Origin of the sequence: Streptomyces sp. WAC05374, from assembly GCF_004353505.1 — a bacterium.
GTDB lineage: Bacteria > Actinomycetota > Actinomycetes > Streptomycetales > Streptomycetaceae > Streptomyces.
Genome location: NZ_SMNQ01000001.1, coordinates 586,718 through 603,048 on the forward strand (window position 1 = coordinate 586,718; position 16,331 = coordinate 603,048).

Consider the following 16,331-nt stretch of genomic DNA (forward strand, 5'->3'; position numbering starts at 1 on the left):
TGGGGGGTGCGCGGCACACCGGGGAGAGCGGTCGGACTGCTCCCCGGCTACCGGCCGTTGATCGGCGATCACTATAGGCGGCGATGGACGATCGTGGTCCACTTTCGTGCACGATTCGAATTGATCCGTAAACTCAAGGGAGTTGAACGGACACAAGTGAACGGGAGTGGGCGATGACGGGGCCCGTGCTGGCCGTCGACCAGGGCACCTCGGGCACCAAGGCCCTGGTGGTGTGCCCGGACCGCGGAGTGATCGGCTCCGGTACGGCGCCGGTGCGCCCGCGCCACCTGCCGGGCGGCCGGGTGGAGACCGATCCCCGGGAGCTGCTGGACTCCGTCGTCGCGGCCGGACGCCGCGCGCTGGCCGCCGCGGGGGAGCCGGTCGCCGCCGTGGGGCTGGCCAACCAGGGCGAGACGGTCCTGGCCTGGGACCCGGCCACCGGTACGCCGCTGACCGACGCGATCGTCTGGCAGGACCGCCGGGCCGAGGGGATCTGCGCCGAACTCGCCCCGCACGCAGACCGGTTGCGCGAGACGACCGGGCTCCCGCTCGACCCGTACTTCGCCGCCCCGAAAATGGCCTGGATACGTCGCCACCTGACCGGCGAGGGCGTGGTGACGACCAGCGACGCCTGGCTGGTGCGGCACCTGACCGGCGAGTTCGTCACGGACGCGGCGACCGCCGGGCGCACCCAGCTCCTCGACCTGGACGCGGTGGCGTGGTCGCCGGAGGCGCTGGAGGTCTTCGGGCTGTCCGGCGAGCGCCTGCCGCGGATCGTGGACGCGGCCCAGCCGGTGGGCGTCACGGACGCCTTCGGCCCCCGCGTACCACTGACCGGCCTGCTGGTCGACCAGCAGGCCGCGCTGCTCGCCCAGGGCGCGACCGAGCCGGGCGCCGCCAAGTGCACCTACGGCACGGGCGCGTTCCTGCTCGCCCAGACCGGCGACCGGCCCCGGCGCGGCGACTCGGGGCTGGTGCCCTGTGTGGCGTGGCGGCTCGGCGGGCGGACCAGCTACTGCCTGGACGGGCAGGTGTACACGGCCGCGTCCGCCGTGCGCTGGCTCACCGACCTCGGGGTGATCGGCGGGCCCGCCGACCTGGACCGGGTGGCCGCCTCCGTACCGGACGCGGGCGGCGTCACGTTCGTCCCCGCGCTGGCCGGGCTCGCCGCGCCGTGGTGGCGGGGGGACGTGCGCGGGTCGCTGACCGGGCTCGGGCTGGACACCACGCCCGGCCACCTGGTGCGCGCGCTGTGCGAGGGCATCGCCGCGCAGGTGGTGGAGCTCGCCTCGGCGGCCGGGGCGGACCTGGGCGCGCCGCTCGGGTCGCTGCGGGTCGACGGCGGGCTGACCCGCTCGGCGGTGCTGATGCAGGCCCAGGCCGACCTGCTGCAACTGCCGGTGGAGGTGTCGGCGCTGCCGGACGCCACCGCCCTCGGCGTGGGCGCCGTCGCCCGCATGGGCCTGGACGCGTCCCTGCCGCTCGCGCGGGCGGTCCCGCCGTGGCGGCCGTCCGCCGTGTACGAGCCGCGCGTCTCCGCCACCGAGGCGGCCGAGCGGATGGGCGCCTTCCGGGCGGCGGTCGCCGCGCTGCTGGACCGTACGCCGTGAGGCCGCTGCCCTCCGCACCGTACGACGTGGTCGTCGTCGGCGCCGGGGTGGTCGGCTCGGCCGTCGCCCGCGAGCTGGCCCGCTTCCCGCTGCGCACCGCCCTGGTGGACGCCGCCGCCGATGTCGGCGAGGGCACGTCCAAGGCCAACACCGCGATCCTGCACACCGGTTTCGACGCCGTCCCCGGCTCGCTGGAGGCACGGCTGGTACGGGAGGGACGGCGGCGGCTCGCCGCGTACGCCGCAGGGGCCGGCATCCCGGTGGAACCGGTGGGCGCGCTGCTCGTCGCATGGGACGAGGAGCAGCTCGCCGCGCTGCCGGGGCTGGCGCGCAAGGCCCGGGAGAACGACTGCCGGGACGTGCGGATCATCGGCCCCGACGAGCTGCGCACCCGCGAACCGCACCTCGGCCCGGGCGCGCTCGGCGCGCTGGACGTGCCGGGCGAGAGCGTCATCTGTCCGTGGACGACGACCCTCGCGTACGCGACCCAGGCCGTGAACGCCGGGGTGGACCTGCACCTGGACTGCCGCGTGGAGGACGTCCGCCCGGGGCACGAGCTGGTCACCGCCCGGGGCGTGCTGCGCACCCGCTACCTGGTGAACGCGGCCGGCCTGTACGCGGACGAGCTCGACCGGCTGCTCGGCCACCGGGACTTCACGGTGACGCCCCGGCGCGGCCAGCTCATGGTGTTCGACGCCTTCGCCCGCGGCCTGGTCCGGCACATCCTGCTGCCGGTGCCGACGGCGCTCGGCAAGGGCGTGCTGATCGCCCCCACGGTGCACGGCAAGGTGCTGCTGGGGCCGACCGCCGAGGACCTCGACGACAGGACGGCGACCGCGTCGACGGCCGAGGGGCTGGCGTTCCTGGCGGAGAAGGGCCGGCGCATCCTGCCGGCGCTGCTGGACGAGGAGGTCACGGCGGTCTACGCCGGGCTGCGGGCGGCGACCGAGGAGGACGGCTACCGGATCGCCTGCCACCCCCGGCAGCGGTACGTGACCGTGGGCGGCATCCGGTCGACGGGGCTGACGGCGTCGATGGCGATCGCCGCCCATGCGGTGGAACTGCTGCGGGACGCCGGTCTGGAAACCGGCCCCGCGCGTGAGCTTCCGGCGGTGCGCATGCCCAGCCTGGGCGAGTCGTTCCCCCGTCCGTACGCGGACGCGGAGCTGATCGCCGCCGACCGGGCGTACGGGGACGTCGTCTGCACCTGCGAGCGGGTGACGCGCGGGGAGATCCGTGACGCGCTCGCCTCGGTGATCCCGCCCGTCTCGGCGGCCGGGCTGCGGCGCCGGACACGCGCGGGCGCCGGACGCTGCCAGGGCGCCTTCTGCGGGGCGGCGGTCCGGGCACTGCTGGAGGGGGCGCGGTGACCGCCACGCGCGCGGTGGACGTGCTCGTCGTCGGGGCCGGCCCGGCCGGGCTCGCGGCGGCCGGCCGGCTGGCCGCCCTGGGCGCGGGCACGGTGGAGGTCCTGGAGCGGGATTCCCGGGGCGCGCGGCCCTGGGCGGACGCGGCGGTACGGGCGGGGGCGGTACTGCGGACCGGTGTCACGGTCACCGGCTGGTCCGGCCCGCTCACGCTCGACACGACGAGCCCGGCCGGCCGTGAGCGGGTCACCGCGCGGGCGGTGGTCCTGGCGACGGGCGCCCGGGAACGGCCGCGCGGTGCCCGGCTGGTGCCGGGGACCCGCCCCGCCGGGGTGCTGACCACCGGTGAGCTGCGGCGGTCGGTGCACGCGTACGGGCAGCGCGTGGGCAGCCGGGCGGTGGTGGTCGGGGCGGAGCGGGTGTCGTGGGAGGCGGTGGGCATGCTGCGCCACGCGGGCGTGGAGGTGGCGGCGCTGGTCACCCCGGAGCCGTGGCGCCGTCCGGGGGCGCTCACCGGGCGGGTGCCCGTGCTGGACGGGACCGAGGTCACCGAACTCCTGGGGCGCGGGCGGCTGTCAGGCGTGCGGGTGCGGCGCCGCGACGGGCGGGCGGCGACCGTGCGTTGCGACACGGTGGTGTTCACCGGCGACTGGTTCCCGGAGCACGAGGCGGCGCGGTCCGGCGGGGCGGTCCTGGACCCGGGGACGCGCGGCCCGGCGGTGGACGGGTCGTTCCGGACGTCGGTGGCGGGTGTGTTCGCGGTGGGCGACCTGCTGCACGGCGGCGAGCCGGCCGGTACGGCGGTCCTGGAGGGACGGGCGGTGGCGGGTCCGGTGCTGGCACACCTGTCGGGTGCCGCGTCCTGGCCCGTGTGCCCGGTCCCGGTCGTGGTGGACGCGCCGCTGCGGTGGGTGGTGCCGAACCGGCTCGCGGGGCCGGGGAGCCGTTTCCTGGTGCGTGCGGCCCGGCCCCTGGTGCGTCCGGTGGTGGTGGCGGTGAGCCAGGACGGTGTGCTGCTGCACCGGAGCCGGTTGTGGCGCGCGGCCGGTCCGTCCCGGTCGGTGCCGCTGTCCGGGGCGTGGGCGGCACGGGTGGACCCGGACGGCGGGCCGGTCCGGATCAGGGTGCTCGGAGCCCGGCGGCCTCCGCCGCGCGGCTGAGGACGTCCGTGAGCATGGCGGGGGTGAGCCGGCCGGTGAAGGTGTTGCGCTGGCTGACGTGGTAGCAGCCGAACAGCGCCAGGTCCGGTCCGGCGCCGGTGGCGGCCAGCGTGACGCGGGCCCCGTGCGCGAAGGCGGGCCGGGGCCTGGGCACCGTCCAGCCCGCCGCGCTCAGCACCGGCAGGACGGCCTGCCAGCCGAAGGCGCCGAGCACGACGAGGGCGCGCACGGTGGGGCGCAGCAGGCGCAGTTCACCGGCCAGCCAGGGGCGGCAGGTGTCGCGCTCCAGGGGTGTGGGCTTGTTGGCGGGCGGGGCGCAGTGGACGGGGGCGGTGACGCGTACGCCGTGCAGGCGCAGCCCGTCGTGGGCGTCCGTGGCCCGCGGCTGGTTGGCGAGGCCCACCTCGTGCAGGGCGGCGAACAGGACGTCGCCGGAGCGGTCGCCGGTGAACATGCGGCCGGTGCGGTTGCCGCCGTGGGCCGCCGGGGCGAGGCCGACGACGAGGAGCCGGGCGTCCTCGGGTCCGAAGCCGGGCACGGGCCGGGCCCAGTAGTCCCACCCGGCGTAGGCGCGGCGCCCTTCCTGGGCCACCCGCTCCCGCCACGCCACGAGGCGGGGGCAGGCCCGGCAGTGGGTGACGCTCTCGTCGAGCGCGGGTACGGAGGGGGCGCCGGCCGCCTCCCGTACCGGGAAGTCGGGCCGCTCGGGCTCCGCGGGCATGGGTCCTCCTTTCGGGCTGTGTGTTCGACGCTAACGCGCCGGGAGCTGAGCAGACTGTCCGGCATGACGGTGAAGCGAAGCGCGGGCCTGCTGCTGTTCCGTACCCCGGACGGGCGTCTGGAGGTGCTGATCGCCCATATGGGCGGGCCGATGTGGGCGTCCCGGGACGCCGGGGCGTGGTCGGTGCCCAAGGGCGAGTACACCGAGGACGAGACGCCCGAGGCGGCGGCGCGGCGTGAGTTCGTGGAGGAGCTGGGCCTTCCGGTGCCGGACGGGGAGCCGGTGCCGCTCGGTGAGGCGCGCCAGGCGAGCGGCAAGATCGTCACGGTGTGGGCGGTGGAGAGCGACCTCGACCCGGCGGCCGTGGTGCCGGGGACGTTCACCATGGAGTGGCCGCGCGGCTCGGGGCGGATGGGAGAGTTCCCGGAGGTGGACCGGGTGGCGTGGATGACGCCGGAGGAGGCGGCGCCCCGGCTGGTGTCGGGGCAGCAGGTGTTCCTGGAGCGGCTGGCGGAGTACGTGCGCGGGCGCGACGGAGCCTGATTGTCAGTGCCGTGGGGGAAGGTGGACCCATCGATGGACCAACCGGCCGACGGGGAGCGACAGATGACCACCGCCCTGCCCGAACTGACCGAGCACGAGCGCGCCGCCGCCCAGGCGTACGTACGGCTGATGGAGACGGCCCGGGCGGTGCTCACCGACCCGGCGCTCGCCCCCATGGCGGGGGTGTACCTGGCCTCCCCCATGGCGGAGGCGGACCAGGCGCTGCGCCGGGCCGGTCTGACCGGCAACGAGGCCCGGCTGCTGCGCCTGGTGTCCGCGCTCCGCTCACCGGACGGGGCCGGGCCGCCCTAGGATCTTCCGGTCACCTGGGGCGCGAGCCGCTCCGGAGCCCGACGTACGTGACCCGGTGCAGGAACACCATCCGGCCGATCTCCAGCGGGGCGATCGTAAGGGTCAGCCCTCCACCCAGCCGTGCGCGCGGGCCAGTTCGGCGACGCGGGTGCGCACCCGCTTGAGCTGGGCGGTGGTCAGCGTGCCGTCGGCCTCGATGAGGGCCTCGGTCAGCTCGGCCTGGAACTCGGCGGTGGACAGGACGTCGAGCGTGTCGTCGTCCGGGTCGTCCGCCGGCACCGGCCGGGACTCGGGGGCCGCGCGGCGGACGGGCTGGTGGACGAGCCGGATCTCGGACGCCTTGGGGCCCTTGTCGCCCATCTCCAGGTAGAACTCGACCTCGCGTCCCGCCTGGTAGAGGTACTTGTCGTCCATCAGGTCGTTCGCGTGCATGAAGACGTCCTCGCCCCCTTCCCTGGGGACGATGAACCCGTAACCGCGGACTTCGTCGAACCGAAGGATCTTGCCCATCGTCAGCACAGCCGTACCTCCACGCCAACACCACTGCCGTTCCACCCGGGCGCGTCCCCCCTGGGGCCGCTCGGCTCGGCGGTGAATCTACAGCGTCACGCGGGTGCGGGAGTACCAGAGGAGCAGCAGCGGGGGCAGGAGCAGCTCGACGCCGATGAAGGCCGTGAGCATCGCGTGCGGCGCACCGGCGTCGACGTACGAGACGGCGCGTGCGACGCCCCCGAGGAACACGGCGCCGAACACCGCCCGGAGGGCCGGTGCGTGGGCGTCGGGGTCCTTGGCGGCGGCCATGAGGACGACGCCGAGGGCGCACCAGATGGCGGCGAAGAACCGGTAGTTGCTGTCGACGGTCGGGCTCACCTCGTTGTTCCCGGGCAGCAGGGACGGTCCGACGACTATCTCCAGCACGCCCGTGACCAGGACGAACAGCGCGAGCAGGACGAGCACCGACCGGAAGGCGCGGCGTGACGACATGACGACTCCTCTTCTGTCTCCCAGCGCGGGACGGTTGCCATGATCGGCCCGAGGGGGTCTCGCGCGAAAGCCGTTCCGGCCGTGTCGGTGCCGCCGGCCGGTTCCTCGCGAACCCGTCCGGCAGGGGTGCGGTCACCCACGCCGGTCATCCGCACGCCGCGACACACCGGCGGTCGCCGCGCCGCGCCGCGCGGCGGGCGGCATGGTGGGGAAGCGAGGGACCGACCCGAACCCCGAGTCCGAAGGGGACTGACATGCCGATGATGCGCCGGGCGCGTGCGTCCGACCACCGCACGCTCGTCGAGTGCGCGCACAGGTGGGGGGACGGCTCGGGTGCGCCCGCCGGGGCCCCGGAGCCGTCACCCCTGCTGCCGAGGCTGTTCCTCCAGTTCTTCGCGGGGACGAGTCTGGTCGCGGAGGACAGCACCGGGGTCAAGGCGTTCCTGCTGGGTCTGCACTCCGCCGACGACGGGGCCGACGCGTACATCCACTTCGTGACGGTCGACCCGGTGTTGCGGGGGCGGGGGCTGGCCCGGGGCCTGTACACGGCGTTCTTCGAGCGGGCCGCCGAGGCGGGGCGGCGGGAGGTGCGGGCGGTGGCGTCCCCGGGCAACGCCGGGGCGATCGCGTTCCACCGGGCGCTGGGTTTCGCTCTCGTGCCGGGTGACCACGAGGCCGGGGGCGTGCCCGTGCACCGCGACTACGACGGGCCGGGGCAGGACCGGGTGTGCTTCCGCAGGACGATCGGGGCGTGAGCACGCGGACGCGGGCGGGCCCGGGGCGGACGGCCCCGGGCCCGCGCGCTAGCCCTTCTTGCAGATCGGTATGCAGCGGCCGGCCTTGGTGACGTGCTCCCGGCCGCGCATGCGGCGCACGGCCCAGGGGACGCCGACCAGTGCGGCGGCCGCCGCCGCGGCGCCTGCGGCCTTGGCCGTGAACGAGCGGGACCGGCTGGTGCGGGCCATGGGGTACTCCTTGGATGTCGCTGATGAGTGGGATATGACATATGCGGGTTTTGCCCCGCCTCTACGAGTCTGGGCGGTCCCGGGTCTCGGGCGCATGGGACCGGTGTCCCGTGGCTGTCCCGGACGGCACCGGTGCGCCGTGCCCGGCCGGAGGGGCGGAGGCCGGGCGGGAGGGGAAGACGGCCCGGACGACGGTCCCGTCGGCGCTGCTGGTGAGCGTGAACCGGCCGCCCAGCTCGTCGGAGCGCTCCGCCATGGAGCGCAGGCCCACCCCGGCGTGCCGCTGGTCGTCCGGGAAGCCGTCGCCGTTGTCGCGGACCTGGACGGTGACCGTACCGTCGGCCACGGCGACCAGGGCGTGGGCGTGGTCGGCGTGGGAGTGCCGTACGGCGTTGTTGAGCGCCTCGGCCGTGATGCGGTAGACGGCCACCTCGAGGGCGGCGGACAGCCGGGGCAGCGGATCGGGGCGTACGGTCACGGAGATGTTCAGCGTGCGGCTGCTGAGGTGCTCGGCGAGCCGGCGCAGCGCGCGGGACAGGTCGGCGCCGTCCAGGGCGGCCGGTGCCAGGCCGTCCGTGATGTGGCGCAGTTCCCGGATGGCGCTGCCGATGCCCTCGGAGACGGCCAGCAGGGGGTCGGCGACCTCCGGGCGGGCGGTCGCGCGGACGGCGTCGACCTGGAGCCGGAGGCCGGACAGGGCGGGGCCCAGCCCGTCGTGCAGGTCGTGGCGGAGCCGGCGCCTCTCCTCCTCGCGGGCGACGATGATCTGTTCGCGGCTGCTCTGGAGGTCCTCGTACAGCCGCAGGGACGCGATCGCGGGGGCGGCGTGGTCGGCGAGCACCCGGACGGCCTCCCGGTCCTGGGGGTCGAGCGCCAGTTCGCCGGGGCGTGGGGGCACCGTCAGGCACCCTATTTCCTCGCCCCGGTGGCTGAGGGGGAACCGTTCGCCGGCCGGGCCGGGCTCGCCGAGGGCGACGAGTTCACGCGGGCCGTGGTGGGTGTTCACGGTGAGGGCGGCGGCGCTCAGCCCGAGGGTGTGGACCACCGTGGCGCACAGCAGCCGTGGCGCGTCCCCCGGGTCGGGTGCGCTGCTGAGGCGGTCGGCGAGGTCGCGGACCACCTGGTACGGCTGGGCGCGGGCACCGTAGTAGTAGCGGTCGACGACCCGGGACGCCCAGTGGGCGGTGGGGCGCAGCAGGGCGCCGATGACCAGGGCGACGGTGACGGACAGCATCAGGGAGCCGTCGAGCCGGCGCGGGCCGAGGTTCCACAGCAGGAGCCCGCCGGCGAAGTACAGCAGGAACAGCACGAAGGTCAGCAGGAGGGCCGTCAGGATGCGGCGGGCCGCCCGGTCCAGGTGCCAGGCCCGCTCGCGGAGGTCGATGAACGCGAGCGCGGCGGGCCAGACGGCGGCGCCCACGTACTGCACCACGAAGACCACCGGCTGCGGGGTGTCGGCGTAGGCGCCGAAGTACATGACGGCCAGCCACAGCACGTACGGCAGCGCGAGGACGTAGTTGCCGCGCCCGCCCGGGGGCGTGCGGTGCCAGCGGACCGCCAGCACCACCAGGGCCGCCCCGGCGGCGAGCGGTGGCACCCAGTCGATGGCCGGGCCCATCACGGGCTCGGCCCAGTCCCCCAGGCGCGCCCAGGCACCCTCGGCGAGGGGGTTGTCCATGTACCAGGCGTCCAGCTTCGTGAACTCGTAGAACTGCTGGGCGAAGCTCCACAGCGTCAGGGCGGCCACGTACGCCCGTGCCCAGCCCCGTGGGGACCGGCCGTCGGGGAGCCACAGCGGCAGCGTGTAGACGACCACGCCGAACAGGGCGTAGCCCGTGACGTCGATCAGGAGGACGAGGGTGGCGATCGCGGGTCCGGCGCCGAGGAGCGCCGCGGTCAGCGACAGGGTCGCCCCGCCGGCGAAGACGGCGCCGGCGCAGAGCAGCAGCCATCCCAGGGCGCGCCCGGCGCGGCCCCGCACGATGAAGGCCATGCCGGAGAGGGCCAGTCCCAGGGCGAGGACGACGGCGATGGCGGAGAAGTGCCGGTTGATGTTGTCCAGGACGGGGTGGTCGGCGTGGACGACGCCCACGGTGAGCCAGGCGAAGCCGGAGAGCATCGCCACCACGCACACCAGGTAGGCGGGGAGGGCGGCGGGGCCGGTCCTGGGGATCCCCCTGGTGGTCTGCGGCCTGGGCATCTCGCGCTCCTCGGGGTGGGTGCTCCCGTTGTCGGTCCAGGGTGGGCGGCCCGCTGTCCCGGCCGCATGAGGCCGTGGTCCCGGTCCGGTCCCGGCCCGTCCCCGCCGTGTCAGGCGTCCTCGCCGAGGCCGGCGTCCCTGGCCCGGGCGACGGCCTCGGCGCGGGTGGCGACGTGGAGCTTCTCGAAGATGTGGGTGATGTGGTTGCGCACGGTCTTCTCCGACAGCACCAGTTCGCGGGCGATCCGGCGGTTGTCGAACCCGCGGGCGATCAGCTCGAGGACCTCGCACTCGCGTGCCGTCAGCGCGGGGAAGAGCTGTTCCGCGTCGCGCCGCCGGCTCCCGGAGACCAGGCCGGTCAGGCGCGCGGCCACTCCGGCGCCGAACACGGCGCCGCCGGCGGCGACGGTCCGCACGGCGTGGAGCACCTCGGTGGCGCTCGCGCCCTTGACGACGTAACCGCGTGCGCCCGCCTGGAGGGCGGCCAGCAGGTCGCCGTCGTCGTCCGACATGGTGAGGGTGAGGACCGGCAGCCCGGGGTGGAGCTCGGCGAGCCGGCGGATCGCCTCGATGCCGGAGCCGTCCGGGAGGGACAGGTCCATGACGACGACGTCGGGCCGGTGCCGGTCGACCGCGTCGGGCACCTCGGCGACGCTCTCGGCCTCGCCGACCACCAGCACCTCGCCGAGGCTTTCCAGGGCGGACTTCAGCCCGCTCCGGAACAGCGGGTGGTCCTCGACGATGAGCGTGCGCAGCACGGGGCGTTCCGCGACCCCGGTGGTCTCGCCCCCGTCACTCACACCGTCCGTGCTCACACCGTCTCCCTCGCTCACGGGTCCACTCACATTCCAGACGGTAAGTGATCTTTGTGACGGAGGCATATTTTCCGGGCATCAGGTCAGGGTCAGGACGGGCTTGACCACAGCGCCGCTCATGGCGGCGGCCGCCGCGTCCTCGATGGCGCCGAACGGAAACGTCTCCACGATCGCGTCGACCGGCAGGCGCCCGGCCCGGTACAGGTCGAGCAGGGCGGGGATGAAGGCGCGCGGCACGACACCGCCCTGGTTGACCCCGACGATGCGCGGGCCCCGGTCGAGCATCCGCGGCACGTCCAGCCGGACGTCCGTCCCGGCGGGCGGCGCGCCGACCACCCCGCACACGCCCCCGACGGCGAGGCCGTCCACCGCCTGGCGCAGCACCCGGGGCAGGCCGCTCGTCTCCAGTGCGCGGTCCGCTCCGTGCCCGCCCGTCAGGTCGCGCACCGCCTCCAGGGGATCGGCCCCCCGCGGGTCGACCGCGTGGGTGGCGCCGAGCCGCAGGGCCAGGGCACGCCGCCCGGGGTGGGGGTCCACGGCGACGACCCGGGTGGCGGCGGTGAGCCGGGCGGCCATGACGGCGGCCAGGCCCACCGAGCCGGTGCCGTACACGGCGAGGGTGTGCCCGGTCTCGGGGCGCAGCACGTTGAGCACGGCGCCCGCGCCGGTCTGGACGCCGCAGCCGAGCGGGGCGACGACGTGGGGCGGCAGATCGGCGGGGACGGGCACCACGTCGCGTACGGAGGCCAGGGCGAGCGTCGCGAACGACGACTGGCCGAAGAAGTGCCCGTGCAGGGGCGCGTCCGCGTGCCGCCCGGTGCCGCGCACGGTGGGGCTGCCGTCCGGGCGGCTGCCGCCGAACAGGTTCAGCGCGGGCCAGTGGGCGCACCTGACGGGGTGACCGGTCAGGCAGGCCGGGCACGCCCCGCAGGAGGCGAAGCTCATGGCGACGGTGTCGCCGGGCGCCACGGAGGTGACGGCGGTGCCGACGGCCTCCACGGTGCCGGTGCCCTCGTGGCCGAGGACGGCGGGCAGGGGGAAGGGGGTGCGCCCGGCGCGGACGCTCAGGTCGGTGTGGCAGATCCCGACGGCGCGCATCCGGACGAGGACCTCGTCCGGGCGGGGAGCGTCGAGGCGTATCTCTTCGAGGGTGAAGGCGTGGTCGCGGGCGCGGACCACGGCGGCGGTGGCGAGGGGCATGGGGGTCTCCACGGGGGGTCAGGGCAGGACGCCGCCCTCGCGGGCGGTGCGCAGTGCCTGGGCGGCGATGGTCAGGGTCGGGTTGACGGCGGCCGAGGACGGGAAGAAGCCGCCGTCGACGACGTACAGGTTGGGGACCTGGTGGCTGCGGCAGTACGGGTCGAGGACGGAGCGGGTCTCGTCGTGTCCGGCGACCGTGGTGCCGCACTGGTGGCCGGTGGCCTCCACGCCCATCCGCCGGCTGAACACCAGCGGGTGGCCCGCGCGGCGCATCATGTGGGCCGCGCGGCGCACCAGGGCGCGGTGGGCGCGGGTGTTGGTGGGGCGGCGGCGCAGGACGACACCGCCGCGGGGACCCGGCAGGACGCGGTTGTCCGGGTCGGGCAGGTCCTCCGACATGACCCACCAGTCCACGCTGCGCGCGGCCACGGCGTCCAGCAGGCGGCGCGGCAGGCGCGGGTGGGAGGCGGCCAGGGCGGCGCCGTGGACCTTGCCCATGAGCTGGAGGTTGCCCAGCGGGTGGTAGTGGTCGTTGACGGCCAGGGTCTTCTGGAACGTGACGGGGTTGCGGCGCCGCGGGTCGACGGCCATGAGCACGCTGTTGTTGTGCACCATCAGGTTGCGCCCGACGAGCCCGCTGCCGTTGGCCAGCCCGTCCGGGTGCGCCGCCCCGCCCGAACGCAGCAGCAGCGCGGCCGAGTTGATGGCCCCGCAGGACACCACGACGGTGCCCGCCCGGACCCGTATCGTCCGTCCGCCCCGCTCCGCCTCGACGGCGGTGACCCGGCGCCCGGCCGGGTCGGTCAGCAGCCGCTCGGCCCGGGTACGGGTCAGCAGCCGGACCGTCCCGGTGCGCAGCGCGGGCCGCAGCGCCCGGGTCTCCGCGTCGCTCTTGGCGCCGACGCGGCACGGGTGGGCGTCGCAGGTGCCGCAGCGCACGCAGGTGCCCCGGGCGCCCAGGTCGATGCCCAGCTCGATGGGGAACGGGTGGAGTCCCTGGGCCGTCAGCTTTGCCGCCAGTTCGCCGATGACGGGCTCGTGCGGGACGGCCGGGTGCGGATAGGGCACCGAGCGCGGCGGGGCCGTCGGGTCGGCGCCGTCCTGGCCGTGGACCCGATAGAGGCGCTCGGCCTCGCAGTAGTACGGCTCCAGGTCGGCGTACCGGAACGGCCAGGCGGGTGAGGCTCCCTCGAGCTGCTCGGTGGCGTCGAAGTCGCTCTCGCGGAGCCGGGGAAGGGCGGCGCCGTAGACCTTGGTGGTGCCGCCCACGTAGTAGTGGTTGGCGGGGGTGAACGCCCGGCCCTCGGCTGTGTGCCAGGGGCCGGCGTTGTGGTAGCGGCCCTCGCCGAAGACGGCGTCGGGCGACCAGTTGGCGTCCTCGCGCGGGAGGAAGCCCCCGCGTTCGAGGACCAGGACGCGGGCGCCGGTGGAGGCCAGGGCCCAGGCGAGGGTGGCGCCCCCGGCGCCCGATCCGATGACGGCGACGTCGGCGTCGTACGTCTCCTGCTCGCGGGTGACGACGGGCGGGGTGCCGGGACCCCAGATGCCGGTCATGGGGTGCCTCCCGAGGGGTCGAACAGCCGGACCGCGGTGGTGTCGTGGTACGGCAGGCGTGCGGGTGACTGGACGAGTTCGATGTGCAGGCCGAGCGGGGTGGCCAGGTAGATGAAGCGGGTCCCGGCGATGGGTCCCTCGCCGACGGTCTGCGGTTCGCCCAGGGGGCGGACGCCGTGGTGCGCGGTGAGATGGCGCAGCGAGGCGTCGAAGTCGTCGGTCCACAGGGCGAGGTGGTGGCCGCCCCAGTCGCTGTTGCGGGGGTGGGTGCGGCGCTGGTCGGGCGCGGTGTACTCGAACAGCTCGATGTTGGTGACCGCGCCGAGGCGCAGCATGGCGATGTGCGCGACGGCGTCGGGGTGCACGCCGAGCTGGCGGGCCATCCACCGGCCGCCCGGGTCGGCTATGGGGCCGGTGCGGTAGGCGAGTTCGGCGCCCAGCGCGCGGGTGAGGAAGCCGACCGCCTCGTCGAGGTCGGGCACGGTGTAGGCGACGTGGTGGACGGCGGTGACGCCGGGCACGCCGGGCACGGGACGGGGGCGGGGATTCATGACGGGTACTCCTCGGGGTGCGTCGCGGCGGGGCCGGTCGGCGCCGGGTCGGCGGGGTGCCGGGCGCCGGGGGCGGGGCTCTGGGGTACGGACGGGGTACGGGGCGGCAGCGTGCGGGTGACCGCGGCCGGGGTGAGGGTGAGGCACAGCAGGTCGGCGCCGTGCGGGCCGGCGGTGAGCCGGACGTCCCGACCGTGCCGGGCGAGCACGAGGGCGCCCTCGGTGAGCGGCGGCGGGTCGCCGCCGGCCGTGACGGAGCCGGCCAGGACGTACCAGGCGGCCTCGGTGCCGTCCCGGCCGGTCAGGTCGAGGCGGGTGCCGGGGTCGAGGCGCACCTCGTCGACGGCCTCGCACTCGCTGTGGAGCATGCCGCGGCGGGCCAGGCAGCGGATGGTGGTGCGCTCCCCGCCCGTGCCGAGGAGGACGGCGGCCCGGGTGCCGGAGTGGATGATCATCGTTGCTCCTCCGGTACGGCGAGTACGGCGTGGAAGTACTCCAGCCCCTCGGCGCCCGCGCTCAGCCACGCGGAGGTGCCGAGCGGCAGGGTGAGGGAGGTGCCCCGGGCCACCGACACGTGCCGGCCGGTGGCGCGGGCGGTACCGGTGCCTCCCGTGACGAACACGGTGTGCTCCTCGCCGTGGGCGTCCAGCGCGGCGCTGCCGCCGGGCGCCAGTCGGGTGAGGCGTACCGTGCGCAGCGGGCCGGTGAGGACGCCCGACGCGTCCAGCGGGCCGTGGCCACGCAGGTCGCGGACGACGGCGCTGCGGTGGTGACGGTCCATCTGCTGCTCCTTGGTGGTGGTGAGTTCGACGACCAGCCAGGCCAGGGGCCGGCGCCCGGTGTTGCGGAGGGCGTGACGGGTGCCGAGGCCCGTCAGGACGGTGTCGCCCGCCCTGACCGGGTGGGGGCGGCCGTCCAGGGTGATCTCGCCGCGTCCGGAGAGCAGGAAGTACAGCTCCTCGGTACGGGAGTGGAGGTGCTCCCCGCTGACCCCGCCGGGCGGCAGCCAGGCCCATTCGACGGCCTCCCAGCCGCCGTGCAGGCCGGTGCGGCGGGCCAGGCAGGTCCAGCGGGAGTGCCCCGCGGCGGCGTGCACGCCGTGGACGTCGGCGGGGGCGTGCACATCGGCGACGACGACTGCCTCACGCACGGCCGGCCACCTCCCCCAGGGCGGCCAGGTCGCCGGCCGCGCGGGCCAGTTCGCCGGTGGTCAGGTCGTTGGCGAACACGGAGCCGCCGATGCCCACGGGCAGCGGCAGGCGCTGCTTGCCGTCGCGGTGGCGGACCGTGTCGGCGAGCGCCTCCTTGAGGACGTCCGGTGCGCACAAGGGGTGCGTGACCGGCAGGCCCAGGGTGCGCATCACGTCCAGGACACGGTCGCGCTGACCGGCGCTGACCAGGCCGCGCCGGTGGGCGATGACGGTGGTGAGCGCCATGTCGAGGGCGACGGCCTCGCCGTGCAGGAGCGCGGGCAGGGCGCGCATCTCCAGCGTGGGGCTGAAGGAGTGGCCGTAGTCCACGACGCGTTCCAGGCGGTGTTCCCAGAGGTTGTCGTGGAGCTCTTCGAGCATGCCGTGCACGGCCCGGGCGAGGACCTCGTCGGCCGCCGTCCCGGCCGCCTGGAAGCGGTCGGCGACGAGCCGGGAGCCGTGGGACTCCAGCAGGCCGAAGAGGTCGGCGTCCTTGATCAGCGCGATCTTGAGGATCTCCGCCATGCCGTTGCTGACGTGCCGCTCGTCCAGGGTGGCGAGGAAGCCGGGGTCCAGCAGGGTCTCGGTGGCGGGGTGGTAGGTGCCCAGCCGGTTCTTGCCGGTGCCGAAGTTGACGCCGGTCTTGGCGCCCACTCCGGCGTCGACCAGCCCGACGAGTGTGGTGGGCACGCGGACGTACGGGGTGCTGCGCCGGTACAGGCTGCACGCCAGCCCGACGATGTCGAGCAGGACGCCGCCGCCGACCGCGACGACCGGCTCCCGGCGACGGTCCAGTCCGAACCGGTCCATGGCGGCGACCACGGAGAAGACGGAGTCCATGGTCTTGAGCCGCTCGTGGGCGGGCAGGACGTGGACGGCGTACTCGTCGGGTCCGCGGGCTTCGCAGTAGGCGCGGATCACGTCGCCGTACAGCATGTCGACGCGTTCCTCGACGACCAGGAGCCGCCGGCCCGGGGGCGGGCCGCCGTCGACGGCTCCGGCCCGGGCGAGGGCGCTGTTGCCCGGGGTGAAGACGCCGGGTGCGAAGCCGACGCGGTAGCTGACGGGTTTGGCGGTGCTGACGGTCCAGGCGCGGGCCGGGCCGCCGTGGGTGAACAGTCCGTGCGGGGCGGTGTGGTGGGCGAACATGCCTCTCCTC

The 16,331-nt window shown here is 75.5% G+C and carries 18 protein-coding genes; 6 read left to right on the top strand and 12 right to left on the bottom strand.

Annotated elements, in window-relative coordinates; translation table 11 throughout:
- The first annotated feature begins 173 nt into the window (after positions 1-173).
- The 3 genes from E2B92_RS02725 to E2B92_RS02735 are packed head-to-tail and all read left to right on the top strand — an operon-like array spanning position 174 to position 4,137.
- Positions 174-1,610, top strand: a complete 1,437-nt coding sequence (locus E2B92_RS02725) for an FGGY family carbohydrate kinase (protein ID WP_126883178.1) — start codon at positions 174-176, stop codon at positions 1,608-1,610.
- Positions 1,607-2,980 (top strand): FAD-dependent oxidoreductase, encoded by a 1,374-nt coding sequence (locus E2B92_RS02730; protein WP_126883177.1) that lies wholly within the window; start codon positions 1,607-1,609, stop codon positions 2,978-2,980. The genes E2B92_RS02725 and E2B92_RS02730 overlap by 4 nt, the downstream gene beginning before the upstream one ends.
- Positions 2,977-4,137: an FAD-dependent oxidoreductase gene (locus E2B92_RS02735; RefSeq protein WP_126883176.1), complete on the top strand. Its 1,161-nt coding sequence runs from the start codon at positions 2,977-2,979 to the stop codon at positions 4,135-4,137. Before E2B92_RS02730 ends, E2B92_RS02735 begins: the two co-directional genes overlap by 4 nt.
- On the opposite strand, the gene E2B92_RS02740 is transcribed toward E2B92_RS02735, so the two are convergent.
- Positions 4,097-4,858, bottom strand: a complete 762-nt coding sequence (locus E2B92_RS02740; RefSeq protein WP_126883175.1) for a uracil-DNA glycosylase — start codon at positions 4,856-4,858, stop codon at positions 4,097-4,099. The two genes, E2B92_RS02735 and E2B92_RS02740, sit on opposite strands and share 41 nt — an antisense overlap.
- A 63-nt stretch (positions 4,859-4,921) precedes the next feature.
- On the opposite strand from E2B92_RS02740, the gene E2B92_RS02745 reads away from it, so the two are divergent.
- The gene (locus tag E2B92_RS02745) at positions 4,922-5,401 is read left to right on the top strand and encodes an NUDIX domain-containing protein (protein WP_126883174.1); all 480 of its coding nucleotides are present in this window, start codon (positions 4,922-4,924) and stop codon (positions 5,399-5,401) included.
- 63 nt (positions 5,402-5,464) lie between these two features.
- Positions 5,465-5,713: a hypothetical protein gene (locus tag E2B92_RS02750; RefSeq protein WP_126883199.1), complete on the top strand. Its 249-nt coding sequence runs from the start codon at positions 5,465-5,467 to the stop codon at positions 5,711-5,713.
- Between the two features lie 102 nt (positions 5,714-5,815).
- On the opposite strand, the gene E2B92_RS02755 is transcribed toward E2B92_RS02750, so the two are convergent.
- Both E2B92_RS02755 and E2B92_RS02760 read right to left on the bottom strand, forming a co-directional pair.
- Positions 5,816-6,232, bottom strand: coding sequence for a cold shock domain-containing protein (locus E2B92_RS02755; RefSeq protein WP_126883173.1), 417 nt, complete (start codon positions 6,230-6,232; stop codon positions 5,816-5,818).
- 78 nt (positions 6,233-6,310) lie between these two features.
- Positions 6,311-6,697: a DUF4345 domain-containing protein gene (locus tag E2B92_RS02760; protein ID WP_126883172.1), complete on the bottom strand. Its 387-nt coding sequence runs from the start codon at positions 6,695-6,697 to the stop codon at positions 6,311-6,313.
- Between the two features lie 254 nt (positions 6,698-6,951).
- Between E2B92_RS02760 and E2B92_RS02765 the strand changes: the two genes are divergently transcribed.
- Positions 6,952-7,452 (top strand): GNAT family N-acetyltransferase, encoded by a 501-nt coding sequence (locus E2B92_RS02765; protein WP_126883171.1) that lies wholly within the window; start codon positions 6,952-6,954, stop codon positions 7,450-7,452.
- A 48-nt stretch (positions 7,453-7,500) separates the two neighbouring features.
- Here the strand turns inward: E2B92_RS02765 and E2B92_RS32605 are convergent, their stop codons facing one another.
- The 9 genes from E2B92_RS32605 to E2B92_RS02805 form a co-directional block, all read right to left on the bottom strand.
- The gene (locus E2B92_RS32605) at positions 7,501-7,662 is read right to left on the bottom strand and encodes a hypothetical protein (protein WP_160159731.1); all 162 of its coding nucleotides are present in this window, start codon (positions 7,660-7,662) and stop codon (positions 7,501-7,503) included.
- 61 nt (positions 7,663-7,723) lie between these two features.
- Complete coding sequence (locus E2B92_RS02770; protein ID WP_126883170.1) at positions 7,724-9,862, bottom strand: sensor histidine kinase; 2,139 nt, start codon at positions 9,860-9,862, stop codon at positions 7,724-7,726.
- Positions 9,863-9,972: 110 nt separating this feature from the next.
- Positions 9,973-10,677 carry a response regulator transcription factor gene (locus E2B92_RS02775; RefSeq protein WP_235023655.1) on the bottom strand — a complete coding sequence of 235 codons (705 nt, stop codon included), beginning with the start codon at positions 10,675-10,677 and terminating at the stop codon, positions 9,973-9,975.
- Positions 10,678-10,755: 78 nt separating this feature from the next.
- Positions 10,756-11,877 carry an NAD(P)-dependent alcohol dehydrogenase gene (locus E2B92_RS02780; protein WP_126883168.1) on the bottom strand — a complete coding sequence of 374 codons (1,122 nt, stop codon included), beginning with the start codon at positions 11,875-11,877 and terminating at the stop codon, positions 10,756-10,758.
- A gap of 18 nt (positions 11,878-11,895) precedes the next feature.
- Positions 11,896-13,431 carry a GMC family oxidoreductase gene (locus E2B92_RS02785; protein WP_126883167.1) on the bottom strand — a complete coding sequence of 512 codons (1,536 nt, stop codon included), beginning with the start codon at positions 13,429-13,431 and terminating at the stop codon, positions 11,896-11,898.
- A complete protein-coding gene (locus E2B92_RS02790) occupies positions 13,428-13,982 on the bottom strand; it encodes a VOC family protein (RefSeq protein WP_185923477.1) in 555 nt (184 codons plus the stop codon). The genes E2B92_RS02785 and E2B92_RS02790 overlap by 4 nt, the downstream gene beginning before the upstream one ends.
- Positions 13,979-14,437 (bottom strand): pirin-like C-terminal cupin domain-containing protein, encoded by a 459-nt coding sequence (locus E2B92_RS02795; protein ID WP_126883166.1) that lies wholly within the window; start codon positions 14,435-14,437, stop codon positions 13,979-13,981. The genes E2B92_RS02790 and E2B92_RS02795 overlap by 4 nt, the downstream gene beginning before the upstream one ends.
- On the bottom strand, positions 14,434-15,132 hold the full coding sequence (locus E2B92_RS02800) for a cupin domain-containing protein (RefSeq protein ID WP_126883165.1): 699 nt from the start codon (positions 15,130-15,132) through the stop codon (positions 14,434-14,436). The genes E2B92_RS02795 and E2B92_RS02800 overlap by 4 nt, the downstream gene beginning before the upstream one ends.
- Complete coding sequence (locus E2B92_RS02805) at positions 15,125-16,321, bottom strand: sedoheptulose 7-phosphate cyclase (protein ID WP_126883164.1); 1,197 nt, start codon at positions 16,319-16,321, stop codon at positions 15,125-15,127. Before E2B92_RS02805 ends, E2B92_RS02800 begins: the two co-directional genes overlap by 8 nt.
- Positions 16,322-16,331: the final 10 nt, after the last annotated feature.

Excerpts from the sequence above, each read along its gene's own strand:
- E2B92_RS02765 (WP_126883171.1), top strand. The coding sequence starts at position 6,952 with ATGCCGATGATGCGCCGGGCGCGTGCGTCCGACCACCGCACGCTCGTC.
- E2B92_RS02790 (WP_185923477.1), bottom strand. The coding sequence starts at position 13,982 with ATGAATCCCCGCCCCCGTCCCGTGCCCGGCGTGCCCGGCGTCACCGCC.
- E2B92_RS02745 (WP_126883174.1), top strand. The coding sequence starts at position 4,922 with ATGACGGTGAAGCGAAGCGCGGGCCTGCTGCTGTTCCGTACCCCGGAC.
- E2B92_RS02760 (WP_126883172.1), bottom strand. The coding sequence starts at position 6,697 with ATGTCGTCACGCCGCGCCTTCCGGTCGGTGCTCGTCCTGCTCGCGCTG.
- E2B92_RS02795 (WP_126883166.1), bottom strand. The coding sequence starts at position 14,437 with ATGATCATCCACTCCGGCACCCGGGCCGCCGTCCTCCTCGGCACGGGC.
- E2B92_RS02780 (WP_126883168.1), bottom strand. The coding sequence starts at position 11,877 with ATGCCCCTCGCCACCGCCGCCGTGGTCCGCGCCCGCGACCACGCCTTC.
- E2B92_RS32605 (WP_160159731.1), bottom strand. The coding sequence starts at position 7,662 with ATGGCCCGCACCAGCCGGTCCCGCTCGTTCACGGCCAAGGCCGCAGGC.
- E2B92_RS02770 (WP_126883170.1), bottom strand. The coding sequence starts at position 9,862 with ATGCCCAGGCCGCAGACCACCAGGGGGATCCCCAGGACCGGCCCCGCC.
- E2B92_RS02750 (WP_126883199.1), top strand. The coding sequence starts at position 5,465 with ATGACCACCGCCCTGCCCGAACTGACCGAGCACGAGCGCGCCGCCGCC.
- E2B92_RS02725 (WP_126883178.1), top strand. The coding sequence starts at position 174 with ATGACGGGGCCCGTGCTGGCCGTCGACCAGGGCACCTCGGGCACCAAG.
- E2B92_RS02785 (WP_126883167.1), bottom strand. The coding sequence starts at position 13,431 with ATGACCGGCATCTGGGGTCCCGGCACCCCGCCCGTCGTCACCCGCGAG.
- E2B92_RS02740 (WP_126883175.1), bottom strand. The coding sequence starts at position 4,858 with ATGCCCGCGGAGCCCGAGCGGCCCGACTTCCCGGTACGGGAGGCGGCC.
- E2B92_RS02805 (WP_126883164.1), bottom strand. The coding sequence starts at position 16,321 with ATGTTCGCCCACCACACCGCCCCGCACGGACTGTTCACCCACGGCGGC.